Raw genomic sequence first — 12,267 nt, 5'->3', positions numbered from 1 at the left:
TCGAATGACTGCCACTGCACCACCTTCCCGACACAACCGCACCGTCGAGCGTGGCGGCCTGGAACGCTGGCGTCCTTATATCGCCGCGGCCAGCCTCGTACTTGCCCTCTGTTTCATCATGCTTTTGCATCGAGCCCTGCCTGACGGTTCCGCCGCGCTACTACTCGACCGTGGCGGGCTGACCTATCCGTTCTCGATTCAGAACGGCATGTGGCTGGTCTTCTTCATCGGGCTGGGCGAGTTGGCGGTCCGGGCCGGAGCTGCCCGAACTGAGACAAGCCTGCTTTCGCACGGTTATCTGCCGGAAGATCCGCGCACCGTTTTGCAGGTGGACGATCTGCCGCCGATCTATCGTCGCGCCCGCGCGGAAAGCCGGTTCGCACATTGCTTCCTGCCCCGGTTGATCGAACGCTGTATCCTCCAGTTCCAGACCAGCCGCTCGATCGACCAGAGCGCATTGTTGCTGAACACCAGCATCGACATGTTCCTTCATGAGGTAGACCTGCGTTACAGCATGCTGCGCTATATTACATGGCTGATCCCCTCACTCGGGTTCATCGGTACGGTGATGGGTATCGGGTATGCCCTTGCCTATGCCGGGGATAGCAGCCGGATCGAAGACCCGAACCTGCTCTCGGAACTGACCGGGCGCCTCGCGGTCGCCTTCAACACCACGCTGTTGGCCCTGATCCTGGCGGCCATCATCTTGTTTCTTCAGTCGATCACACAGTCCCGCGAGGAACGCGCGCTCAACCGCGCGGGACAGTACTGCCTCGATAACTTTATCAATCGCCTCTACGTCGCGCGGGAAGAGCGGAACGACCGCAGCGATAGAGGTACCTGACCCATGCGTCGCCCCAACCGGAATTTCGAAGTCTTCAGCATGTCGGCACTCGACCTGTTCGCCTCCGCCCTCGGGGTGTTCATCATCGTCGCTATCGTACTTTTTCCCTATTTCCAGAAATCCGAGGCTGCCGAGCTCGAACTTGAGGCCACGCAAGAGCGTTTGGAGCAGACCGAGACGGCATTGAACGAAGCACAAGCGCGTGCCGAGGCCATGCAGACGACGCAAGAGGCCCTCGCGACAGCGCAGGAAGAGTTGCAAAGCTTGCGCGACACCCTGCAGCAGGCGCAGAGCCGGAACGCCGCACAGGAAGACCGTTTGGAGCAAGCGGAGAATGAACTGGAACAGGCGCGGGTCGAACTGGCCAAGACATTCCTGATCGTCGGGATCGACTGGACGGTCAGCAGTGCAGATGTTGATCTTTACGTGACAGACCCGGACGGCAACACGTTTTACTACGCCGCCAATAACAGGTCCGGGTATACCTACGTTAACAGCGATGCTCAGTTGAGTTACGACATGCGTTCGGGGCCCGGTATCGAATTGTGGCAGAACCCTGAAGCCAAACCCGGCGAGTACCAAGTCGAGTACGAACTTTTTTCTGTGAGGTCGGGATCGACCGTTCGCATCGAGGGAGACATCTATGACCGGCGTGGTCGTCATGATTTACCACCGATCACTCTTCGCCGGAGGGGTGAACGCGCTGAAGTTGCAACCGTGACCGTCGATCAAGCCGGTCATGTTACCCTTCATCCGTGACATGCGCGAAACCGGAGACCCGACGACAGCGTACTGGAGATAGAAACCACAGTGCTTACCGGTGCCATATTGCAAACGCTGTCGACCTTAAATGAAACAGATCAATGAGATGTATAGCGTGAAGAACAGCCTCATTCCCTTGTCGCTGGCCCTGGCGGTTTCTAGTACCCCGTTAGCTTTTGCCCAGACTCTTCCCACATCAAAAGAAGAGGCAATGATGGCCGGGTCGTACATGGCCGTCATGAACTTGTGCCTTGATGATGTTGACCTGTACCTGACCGCGAAAGCAAAGGCGTTCGCCCAAAAGGCGCAAAATAGCCAACCGGAAGCATTCGACGGGTCATATAACGCCGAAGGACATGCCATGACGTTCTATGACAAAGAAGGCTGCCTATCGGTATGGCGTAGGCAATTAGGTCCCACCGGGAAAAAGAGCAAAAAGATCGGGTTCACGATCATGATGCGTGGAAATAGCTGAAGCCGTCCGCTGCGCTAAAGCCGCGCACCGTAAAGATGTGCACGAAGTTAGCATCCAGCATTGAAACGTTCCCCAACACGGGGCTCCTGTCGTGGTCTTGCGGCACTTCGGGTCCGTTTCACCTGCATGCACCGCAAAACGTTTAAGATACACAAAGTTGGTAAAACCAAACCTCGCCACATTCTAAATGGAATACAGAATCTGGGTCACTGGCGAGGCACACAAAGATTCAACAGTGCCACAATGCACAGCAACGCGAACACCAGAGGCAGAAACACCGTGGCCGCATAGATCGCACTGGTCGTCAGGTCCGACTGAACGGCCTGGTTCTCGTCATGTCCGCTGAGTGACAGGATGGTACCATTAAGTAGAACCGCAACCGTTCCGGCGAGTTTGTTGGAGAAGGTGAAGACAGAGGTGCAGAGCCCCTGAAGATCTTCCCCGGTCTCATCGCGGCAGACATCAACCGCGTCAGGCACCATGGCCCAGGGAAACACACTCAGGGCTGTTATGCCCGCTCCCGCCAGCACGGCCGTGATATAAAGGTAAACTGTCGCGCCAGAGCCTTGAGCAATCAGCGAAGCAAGCAGCAAAAACAGCATGTAAACTGCGATGCCGAGCTTCAGACCGCCTGCCTTGTCGAACCTCCGGCCAATCGCAACCCATATCGGCAAAGTGAGCAGGGAACATCCAAATACCATGCCCAGCACCGGCGCCTGACCGCTTTTGGGAACGGCGATATAGGATTCCAGGAAGAAGGGCAGCATGGATTGAATGGATACAAGGCTGACCACCGAGAGGAAAAATACGATCACCGTCATGCGGAAACGCCTAAACTGTAGAACAGTCACGAGTCCTGCAAACAACGTAAGGGGTTTTTCCACGGTACGATGTGACGCCGGGCGCTGATCGGGCACGGCAATCAGGAAAGGGACATAGGCCAGGCACGCGACACCGGCCAATGCCGCGGCGACCAGCCACCACACGTCAGGGGACGTGCCTGCAAGCGTGAGTGCGTCATCTCCAAGAGTGATCAATGCCGGCACGCCGGCGACGGTGAAGCTCAGGGTCAGGAAGATGAAAGTCATGTCGACTGCAACCTGTCCGGTGCGCCCGTGATAGTCGGGCTCATACCCGGGAAGCATCGCCATCCTCGGCACCGAGATGAGGGTATAGCCCACCGCGAACAGCGCAAACCCAGCAGCAGCACCAAGTGCTTGATATGCCACGCCGTCAAACTGGGCAGGAACATACCAAAGGGCGATGAAGGCCAGGGCCGTCGGCACAAGCGCCAATCGAATGACACGCTTGCGACCGACACGTCGGCTATTGCGGTCGCTCCAGCGACCGACGATCGGATCGAGTACGGCATCTACAATTCGCCCAAACGCAAAGGCCGCGCTCGCCAACATCGGCGGAAGTCCGACGATGCTGACCAAAAAGTAGAAATACCAAGAATTGACCGTTGCGAAGAGGATCGTGATGGTGACTTCCGGAGAGGCAAACACCAAACGTTTTCTGAGGGGTGAGGCGCGCGGTCCCGTCGTATTCAAAACACCTGAAGGCATCGGTTCCTACTCTAGGTCAGGCGCACAGGCGGCTCGCGACCGGGGTCAACACCGCTCTCAGATGATCATGATACAGCAATTGTCCGGCATCCTCGATGACGTGCAACCTGGCACCGGGAAGCGACGCCGCGAGCGTTTCGATAAGAGGCAGCGGATGGATGGGATCGTCGTTGCCGTGCAGAAAGTGCAATTCAATGCCGAGTTGCTTTGCAACTTCCCAGTTCAGGGTCCTCTGGAACCCGAAATCATGGCGTGCAGAAGTGACAGAGGTTGTAAGAGCCTCCCGGAAGCGCTCGCCCGAGAAGCGATTGTTCAGCTCTGCCTCGACAATCCGGCTGTCTGCCGTGCTGTCCTGAAATTGCTTGCGGATAAATTTCGGGAAGCTCTGACGCGACAGAATCGTCCGCTGGAAATACTCCATGGTTGCGCTCATCAAAGGCTCGCTGAAGCTCGCCAGCTTCAACATTCCCTTGGCAAGCCGCCTTACGCCTCCTTGTGGCCGCCCTTCCAGAACGCAAGCTGCTGCGAAATAAAGAGCATCGACATAAGGTCTGTTCTGACGCGCATATTCCAGCGCAACCTTTGAACTGGCTGCAAAGCTCAGGATGCTGATACGCTCTTCGCAAAAGAGCTCTCGGACCAGATCAATGCCGCGACACGCATGGCGAATTTGTTCATCCTCGGACAGAACCGGATCTTCCGGGCTGTTCAACCCATTGCGCAATGGCCAGACGAGTCGCAAACCAAGCTCGTGCAGCATGCCGATATCCTGCTTGCGTATATCCGGTAGGATCATCGCGTGCAGTACGAGGAGTGGCTTTCCTGATTGCGGCCCCATATCCAGCACACGAAATGCGCGATGGTCGCGGTCAAGCAATACGACCGACCGAACGTCGTCAGGCAGGTAATCCGCGACATAGCGATCAAAGGTTTCGCTTCTGCTCGTGGTTTGTTCGGTCAGTTCGGCGGAAATGGTTGCAACCAGCCGCGCACCCACAACCCGCATGATATCGCTTGTGCGTTCAAGGCCAAGCCGCTGGCGCAGTTCGCGGGACTGGCTCTTGCGTGTTTCGACCGACTTGTCATCGTGCCTTGCGCCTTCGGTAAGTGACATCCCGCCCAGGAAACAGATCAGAAGACGCACAAGCGCTGGCGTGAGCTTGGCATTCGGAAATTGAGCGGCAGTGAACCGCTCAACCGCCTCGGGTGAAAGGACAACAACGAAGCCGACCGAAGCGTCTCCTGTCTTGTCATGAAAGACCAGAAGGTCTTCCCCGGACAAGATAAGGTGATCTTGTCGTTCGCTCCGTGATGCTTGGAGGCGGTTTTCCACACGCGCCCTGTGATCCGTCCCCAGTACTCGGAGTGCCTCATCGGGAAGCAGTCTCCAGTTGGCATACTCAAGAACCGGAACCGGATACCCCCAAAGGGTAAAACCTGACACAAGGAGGTGTTCGTGCCGCGCATACCAGTGAGCGAACTCATCGTGTTTGTCGTCCGCCAGGAAGTTCAGAACATCTGCCACTGCTTCATGGCCTTTCTGGACATTCTGCCGAGGTGCCGGATACGCTTCGTTGGAGATACTGTCCGACCCACCCGTTTGCTTTGACTTTGCGCAGGTTTGCATATCGTGTTCGTGCATGGAGTGGTCCTGATTGATATGGTCGCAATTTCGAGATGAGCTCTGAAGTAGTACCCGCCTAAATTGTTAAAGCCGCCTAATCGGGTGATTGCCCCAACGTAAACCCGGGACACGCTACCGTCCAGTGTCACTGGATGCGCGCGAAATGCAATCGTGCTCTCATGCCGCCCTTGGATCCCTCGTTCATAACGAGAGTCTGCTGGACCAAACGACCAACGATCTGGATGACATATATTTACGATCACTGACTGGTGCCTCATTTGTCATGACGACCGCGGGTTGAAGCCATATCCCATGCGAGGTAGTGACCGAAATTTCGAATGCCTTACCATGGAGACGCCGGGATGACTTCGCTTGGAAAAATCGTTCGGTCGCGGCCCTTTAAGATCTATGCGTCTTTGGTGGTTCTGCTACTGGTTCTGGCAGGCACAAGGCTCGCCCATGATTACCTTGAGCGACGCGTTGTCTTTGAACCAAGGTGGTTGACCGATACCGAATATCAGGCGCTGATGGACAGGATGGAACAGTTCAAGCAAGCCTATGCAACAGGTGACGCCGCCACTTTAGCGAATATGCTCCCACCCGGATATCTTGAGCACGGCGCCGCGCGGGTAAAGCGGCAGCCAGAGTGGGTGCGAGGTCGCTACCGCACCAGCGCGGAACAGTTGTTCAAGGATATCCAGGTGAATCGCGTTCACTTCTACCCAAACATAGCGCGTTCCGGAGCGGGCCGTGGAGAGCTCGTACTGGCGCAAATCGAGACGCACATCGATTTTAACTCAGGCAAAGGGGATCGCATCATGCGATACCCGGTCATCGCGATCCGGGACGATGCCGAATGGTGGGTGCTGCACCTGACCAGCAGACCCATGCGCGAGGTGCTTCTGGAAGCTTATCCCGACATCCAGGGGCTGAACGACCGCCCGCTCCACTCGATCAACTAAGCCACTTGGCGGCCTTGAGGATTGGCCGAACCCGGACAGATTACGGCTGCCTGCTCCTCGGGAGGTGGTCGTTTCGCCGGTCGTCCATACGGTACATGTATGCGACCGCAGATGTGCTGCATCGTTCTGAACAATTCATGGGCTTAGAGATCGCGCCCGAAGAACAACAACGCCTTGATCAAGAGCGGCACAACGCAGAAAGAAAAACCCGCGAAAACGATGGCGAACGTGGCTCGTGAGGACAGGGCGGAGAACAGAAATTCGCGGCTCGAATATCGGATATCGGCTGAGAGCTACGGCTTGTTTCCTGAGATCTTTGGTATCATGGGTCTTGTGACGGGATTCGTTACGCCGGGCGTTCCTAAGTGCGAAAACGTCGACGATATTCACCGGGCGTGAGGCCGACGATCCGCTGGAAAACCTTGTGGAACGCGCCGGCGTCCGAATATCCAACATCCCAAGCGATGCGCTCCACGGGCAGTCGGCCAAATTGCAGCAGCTCTTGCGCTTTTGAGACCCGCAGGCGCTGCGCGTATTCTGTTGTCGTCATGCCGGTTGCCTTCTGGAACCGGCGCAACAGGGTGCGCTGTTCCAGGCCTGCTTGCGCTGCCAGTGTGGCGAGCCGCGCCTCCCGGCCCTCTTTCGCCTGCAGAAGATGCTGGGCCTTGAGGACCGCCGCATCGCCATGGGTCAGGTTTGGTGCGAAGCCACTGTAGTAGCGCTGTTCGCGGCCCGGTGGGTCCACGAGCATCATCCTGGCGGTCTGAGCCATGACGACGGGCCCGAGGAAGCGGTCGACCAGCTTGAGACCCAGATCAGTCCAGGACATCAGGCCACCCGCCGAGAGGATGTCACCGCTGTCGATAATCAGACGGTCCGTGTCCAGTTTTACAGACGGGAACCGCTGCCGAAAGTCCTCGGCGTAGATCCAGTGCGTGGTTGCCGCGCGCCCGTCCAGAAGCCCGGTTTCTGCCAGCAGGAACGCGCCGCCGCAGACCGAAGCCAGAACGATCCCCTCGCCGTGGCGGGTTTTCAGCCAGTCCGCAAGCGGGGCGGCGATATCTGCCGCAATGGGCGCTTCGAGGGAGGGGGGAAGGATGAGGGCGTGATACGGATCGGTTTGGCCCTCGGATGCCCCGGTCATCTCGGTGATTGCCAAATCAGCCTCAATCGTGTCGATCTTCAGCCTTGGCGCGCCTTGATCGGAACGCTCGGCTATCTGGCTTGCTATGCCAAAGAGGTCGGTCAGACCCATTGCCGCAGAGAGTTGCGCACCGGGGTAGAGGAGGATGCCGATCCCGATCTGGTCCATATGTCGATATCGCCCCATCTTTTGTCGATTACGCCAATTACATCAAATGTGTGCACGCAGCATGTTGAGGTCAAGAAACGCGAGATCGGAAAAGGAAATACCATGACAAAGCGCGCAATCATCGTGATCGATTTGCAGAATGAATACTGGCCGAACGGCAACCTGCCGCTGGAAAACATCAATGACGCCGCCGCCAATGCGGCGCGGGTGATCGCCCATGGGCGCGAGACCGGTGCACTGATCGTGAACGTCCGCCACGAGATGCCCGGCGCACCTGTCTTTGTGCCCGGCTCGGACGGCGTGGAGATCAACGAGGCGGTCACCCCCGGCGAGGGCGAGCCTGTCGTCACCAAGAACTTTCCCAACGCGTTCCGCGAGACCGGCCTGAAGCAGCTTCTGGAGGAGAACGGTATCGAAGAAGTCGTTGCGGTTGGCGCGATGAGCCATATGTGCGTCGACGCCACGGTCCGCGCGGCCAATGATCTGGGCTATAAAACCGTGACCATCCACGATGCCTGCGCGACCCGGCAGCTTGAGTTCAACGGCACGACCGTCCCGGCCGCCCATGTTCATGCCGCGCTGATGACCGCGCTTGCTTTTTTCTACGGCGACGTCATCTCGGCCGACGAATTCATTGCCGGTTGAAGTGGCAACAGGAGGATCATCAATGAAACTGCATCACATCCGCAATGCGACCCTGATCGTGACCTATGGGGGCAAGCGCTTTCTCGTCGATCCCTACCTCGGCGAAAAGGACGCCTACCCAGGCTTCGAGGGCACGGTCAACAGCGATATCCGCAACCCACGCGTGGCGTTGAACACGCCGATGGACACCATCCTTGACTTCGACGCGCTGATCCTGACCCACCTTCACCCGGATCATTTCGATGAGGCCGCGGTGAACCTGCTGCCGCGGGACAGGAAGGTATTCGTGCAGGATTATTCGGATGCCGAGCTGATCAAGGCCATGGGTTTCACCGATGTTCAGCCGCTTGGAGTGGAAACCGATTTCGAAGGTATCACCCTGTCGCGAACCCGGGGGCAGCATGGGTCTGATCAGGCCTATGTCTACGGCGCCGAACTGTTGGGCAGCGTCATGGGGGTTGTCTTCCGCGCCGAAGGGGAAAAGACGCTTTATATCGCCGGTGACACCGTTTGGAACGACATGGTGTCGACCAATCTCGAGATGTTCAAGCCAGAGGTGATCGTGCTTGCCGCGGGCGATGCGCAGGTGCCGGGGCTTGGCTCGATCATCATGGGCACGGCTGACGTCAAGGCGGTTCACGATGCTGCGCCGGACGCGCAGATCGTCGCGACCCATATGGAGGCGGTGAACCACTGTGTACTGACCCGCGCGGACCTCAAGGCGTTTGCCGCCTCGAATGGCATGGCGGATCGCCTGTCGATCCCGGCGGATGACGAGAGCCTGGAGTTCTAAGCAGTCACTAACCGGGCCGGAGCGCCGGGGCGGTTCCAGCGGGCATTTGGCAAACGCAAATGCAATGGGACGCGGCCGGGTACAAATCAAGGGCGCGGGTCTGCTCCGAGAAACTGATCACGTATCATGTCGCCAAGCACTTTGGCGGCTTCCGTTGGCCGGCCTGCGCGCCTGTGCAATGCGATCTCGATTTCAGGCAGGCGCGGCAGGCCCGGGATTTTCGATGGGTCGACTTCCTGGGTTTCGGGCGGGATCATGTTGCGCGGCAGGGCCGTGACGGCCAGGCCGGCCCCGACCATTGCTGTCTGCCCCGTGAGGCTCATGCTGGTATAAACAATTTTCCAAGGCTTGTCCGCGGCGGTCAGCGCCTCGGTCATCGAGTTGCGAAAGACGCACATATCCCGGGGGTAGACGGACAGGGGTAACGGGTCATCCGGGCCGAGTTCAAAACCGGGTGCCGCGACCCAGGCAAGTTGCTCGCGCTTGAGGCTCTCGCCGCCCGGCACATTGGGCTGGCGTGTAACCAGCGCCACGTCGAGGTCGCCGCTCTGCACATTCCGAAGAAGGTCCACCGAAAAGGCACAGGACAGGTCCAGTTCCACATCCGGATGGCTCAAGCGAAAGGTCCGGATCGTCTCGGAAAGACTGGCCGCATAATCGTCGGGCACGCCGACCCGAACGCTACCGGCCAGGCGGGTGCTGGCCAGGTCCCCCCATGCCTCGTCGTTCAGCCGCAAAATCTTGCGCGCGGTGTCTGCCAGGTGCAGGCCCGCCGCCGTCGGCGCAACGCGCCGCCCGAGCCTGATCAGAAGCGGCTGACCCACTGCGGCCTCCAGCCGCTTGATCTTCATGCTGAGCGTGGATTGTAGCGCATCGGTGCGCCGCGCGGCTGCTGAAAACCCCTCGGCATCGATCACGTCGAGCAGGGTTCGCAACTGGTCGAGATCGAATATTTTTTCGGCTGACATGCTATCAATATTATTGATTGATAATATCAAGTTCAAGCTGTCGCGCGATAGATAAAAATGCGTTACCGGGCGCTCAGAGGTCAACTTGCCAAGCATAAAGCGCTGCTTGGCATGTGTCACATGTTCTGAAAAAACCAACCCAAGGAGAGTGGTAATGGCCGCTATTCAAAAACTCTTTCAACGCATCAAGCATGCATTCGCTGAAATCGATCACGGGTTCTCGCTGATGTACGGGCTCTCAACGCCCGAGGCGGCACCCAAGACGACCCAGGGGGCGAAATGAGCACCGCGCCCAAAAAGACTGGCCTTTCGGTCGATCCAACGGTCTTCTTCACATCGGCGGCCCTGATGGTCGCCTTTGTGGGGGCGGGCGCGCTGTTCACCGATACGATGGGTGAAGCCGCCAGCGCCCTGCAATCCGCCATCGTAAGCCACTTTGGCTGGCTCTACATCCTGGTCGTCGGCGCTTTCCCGGCGTTTGCCATCTACTTGATGTGCAGCCGGTTCGGCAACGTCCGGCTTGGACCTGACGACGCGCGGCCAGAATACGGCACATTCGCTTGGCTCTCGATGCTTTACGGCGCGGGGCTGGGCATAGGCTTGGTGTTCTATGGCGTGGCCGAACCGATCCTGCACTATGCAACACCGCCACGCGGGCCGGCACTGACGCCGGATGCGGCAGAGCAATCGCTTATGTTCACCATGTATCACTGGGGGCTGCACCCCTGGGCGCTTTACATCGTGATGGGCCTCGCATTGGCCTATGGCTCATTCCGGCGGGGTTTGCCCTTTACCATCAGTTCAACGCTATACCCGCTGATCGGCGAAGGCATTCACGGCCCCATCGGCAAAGCGGTCAATATCCTCGCGGTATTCGGCACTCTTTTCGGGCTGGCCACCTCGCTGGGCCTTGGTGTCAGCCAGATCGCCTCCGGCCTGAACGCGGTCGCCGGCATCGAAAGCACGACCGGGCTTCAGATCGGCTTGATCGCCCTGATTACGGCCATCGCCACGCTGTCGGTTGTTGCCGGGCTCGACAAGGGCATCCGCAGGCTCAGCCTGGCCAATGCCGGTCTGGCGCTTGGTTTGCTGGCCTTCGTGGTCGTCACCGGGCCCACCCTGGTCATTCTGAACGCCTTGCCGCAAAACCTGGGAACCTATTTGCAGGAACTGGTCGGTGTCACCTTCTTCTCGGAAGCCTATAACGGTGGCGACTGGCAGGCGAGCTGGACTCTGTTCTACTGGGGCTGGTGGGTCTCGTGGACACCGTTCGCCGGGATGTTCATTGCACGCATCTCGCGCGGCAGGACAATCCGGGAGTTCATTGCCGGCACGATGGTTGTTCCAACGCTGGTCACGCTGGTGTGGTTCACCGGGTTTGGCAACGCCTCCCTTTATCTGCAACAGTCGGGGGCCGCCGACATGGTGGGCGCGGTCCAGCAAAGCGCAAGCACCAGCCTGTTCGTTCTGTTGGAACAGCTGCCGCTTTCGATGCTGTCCTCGGTCCTGGCGCTCATTGTGATCACGCTGTTTTTCGTCACCTCGTCGGATTCCGCATCTTTCGTGATCGACATGATCACGTCTGGCGGGGATGAAAACCCGCCAGTCGCGCAGCGCGTGTTCTGGGCGGTGTCCGAAGGTGTGGTGGCCGCGATCTTGCTGATCGTGGGCGGGCTCGGAGCGCTTCAGACAGCGTCGCTCACGACCGGGTTGCCCTTCACGATAGTTCTCGTGGTAATCGCAATCGCGCTGATCCGGACGTTGCAGCTCAATGAGGCGACGCCTCTGCATAAAGGTCAACAACTGTCGACCACGGCGGCCGAGTAAGCGGATAGCACACCAAGAGAAAGGGCACGGCGGCACAGACCGCCGTGCCGCCATTTGGAACAACACTCGTAAACGATCCGTCGATATCCGCGTCTCGGTATTTCATGCGGCACAGAATGCAACCGTCCGGTTTCGTGAGCCGGATCAAGCCGCCGGATAAAAAAGCCCGGGTTTGTGCTGCGCGGAAGGTTAAAGCGTTCCGCCTTTAACCCGAGATATCGGCGAAAGGCGGAACGCGTGCAACGATTGAGCGGAGCACTGCGTTTCGCGAAAATCTGTGATTCAGGTTTTTCGCGAAACGCTTTAAGAACCTGTTTTGAAAACATCGCGTCGAGCCCAAAACCCTCCGATCAATAGCAACCTGACATTCAGCACGCGTTTTTGGCGTACAACGGGCGATTGCTCGGACGGCTTGATGGCACCGTTCAAGCCTGTTTGTGCAAAGCATTTCTGCACGGGCCAGAACCAGCATGCGCAATCCGGGATC

General features: G+C 58.3%; 13 protein-coding genes. 9 read left to right on the top strand and 4 right to left on the bottom strand.

The features are described 5' to 3' along the window. Positions 1-4 precede the first annotated feature (4 nt). The 3 genes from RBB32_RS04630 to RBB32_RS04620 all read left to right on the top strand — a co-directional run bounded on the left by RBB32_RS04630 (position 5) and on the right by RBB32_RS04620 (position 2,081). Complete coding sequence (locus RBB32_RS04630) at positions 5-844, top strand: MotA/TolQ/ExbB proton channel family protein (RefSeq protein WP_306151508.1); 840 nt, start codon at positions 5-7, stop codon at positions 842-844. Between the two features lie 39 nt (positions 845-883). Further along, positions 884-1,603, top strand: a complete 720-nt coding sequence (locus tag RBB32_RS04625; RefSeq protein ID WP_306151507.1) for a hypothetical protein — start codon at positions 884-886, stop codon at positions 1,601-1,603. 91 nt (positions 1,604-1,694) lie between these two features. Continuing rightward, positions 1,695-2,081: a hypothetical protein gene (locus RBB32_RS04620; RefSeq protein ID WP_306151506.1), complete on the top strand. Its 387-nt coding sequence runs from the start codon at positions 1,695-1,697 to the stop codon at positions 2,079-2,081. Positions 2,082-2,287: 206 nt separating this feature from the next. Here the strand turns inward: RBB32_RS04620 and RBB32_RS04615 are convergent, their stop codons facing one another. Further along, the gene (locus RBB32_RS04615) at positions 2,288-3,649 is read right to left on the bottom strand and encodes an MFS transporter (protein WP_306151505.1); all 1,362 of its coding nucleotides are present in this window, start codon (positions 3,647-3,649) and stop codon (positions 2,288-2,290) included. A gap of 16 nt (positions 3,650-3,665) precedes the next feature. After that, entirely contained in the window at positions 3,666-5,291 is a 1,626-nt protein-coding gene (locus tag RBB32_RS04610) for an alpha/beta fold hydrolase (RefSeq protein WP_306151504.1), read from the bottom strand. A gap of 482 nt (positions 5,292-5,773) precedes the next feature. Between RBB32_RS04610 and RBB32_RS04605 the strand changes: the two genes are divergently transcribed. Together RBB32_RS04605 and RBB32_RS04600 are read left to right on the top strand one after the other, a co-directional pair. Further along, complete coding sequence (locus tag RBB32_RS04605) at positions 5,774-6,235, top strand: nuclear transport factor 2 family protein (RefSeq protein ID WP_306151503.1); 462 nt, start codon at positions 5,774-5,776, stop codon at positions 6,233-6,235. A 95-nt stretch (positions 6,236-6,330) separates the two neighbouring features. Further along, positions 6,331-6,474 carry a hypothetical protein gene (locus tag RBB32_RS04600; RefSeq protein ID WP_306151502.1) on the top strand — a complete coding sequence of 48 codons (144 nt, stop codon included), beginning with the start codon at positions 6,331-6,333 and terminating at the stop codon, positions 6,472-6,474. 122 nt (positions 6,475-6,596) lie between these two features. Here the strand turns inward: RBB32_RS04600 and RBB32_RS04595 are convergent, their stop codons facing one another. Continuing rightward, on the bottom strand, positions 6,597-7,547 hold the full coding sequence (locus RBB32_RS04595) for a GlxA family transcriptional regulator (protein ID WP_306151501.1): 951 nt from the start codon (positions 7,545-7,547) through the stop codon (positions 6,597-6,599). A gap of 102 nt (positions 7,548-7,649) precedes the next feature. Here RBB32_RS04595 and RBB32_RS04590 point away from each other — a divergent pair, with 102 nt between their 5' ends. Together RBB32_RS04590 and RBB32_RS04585 are read left to right on the top strand one after the other, a co-directional pair. Further along, the gene (locus tag RBB32_RS04590; protein ID WP_306151500.1) at positions 7,650-8,192 is read left to right on the top strand and encodes a cysteine hydrolase family protein; all 543 of its coding nucleotides are present in this window, start codon (positions 7,650-7,652) and stop codon (positions 8,190-8,192) included. Between the two features lie 22 nt (positions 8,193-8,214). Further along, complete coding sequence (locus RBB32_RS04585) at positions 8,215-8,985, top strand: MBL fold metallo-hydrolase (protein WP_306151499.1); 771 nt, start codon at positions 8,215-8,217, stop codon at positions 8,983-8,985. Between the two features lie 86 nt (positions 8,986-9,071). Here RBB32_RS04585 and RBB32_RS04580 read toward each other — a convergent pair whose 3' ends face one another. Then, positions 9,072-10,073 carry a LysR substrate-binding domain-containing protein gene (locus RBB32_RS04580; protein WP_306151498.1) on the bottom strand — a complete coding sequence of 334 codons (1,002 nt, stop codon included), beginning with the start codon at positions 10,071-10,073 and terminating at the stop codon, positions 9,072-9,074. Positions 10,074-10,107: 34 nt separating this feature from the next. Here RBB32_RS04580 and RBB32_RS04575 point away from each other — a divergent pair, with 34 nt between their 5' ends. Together RBB32_RS04575 and RBB32_RS04570 are read left to right on the top strand one after the other, a co-directional pair. Beyond that, the gene (locus tag RBB32_RS04575; RefSeq protein ID WP_306151497.1) at positions 10,108-10,236 is read left to right on the top strand and encodes a hypothetical protein; all 129 of its coding nucleotides are present in this window, start codon (positions 10,108-10,110) and stop codon (positions 10,234-10,236) included. Continuing rightward, a complete protein-coding gene (locus tag RBB32_RS04570; protein WP_306151496.1) occupies positions 10,233-11,780 on the top strand; it encodes a BCCT family transporter in 1,548 nt (515 codons plus the stop codon). The genes RBB32_RS04575 and RBB32_RS04570 overlap by 4 nt, the downstream gene beginning before the upstream one ends. Positions 11,781-12,267 lie beyond the last annotated feature (487 nt).

The sequence above is a fragment of the Roseovarius sp. MMSF_3281 genome, assembly GCF_030733685.1.
Taxonomy (GTDB): Bacteria; Pseudomonadota; Alphaproteobacteria; order Rhodobacterales; family Rhodobacteraceae; genus Roseovarius.
Note: the sequence above shows the minus strand (reverse complement) of the source record. Positions and strands in the feature narration are given on the sequence as shown.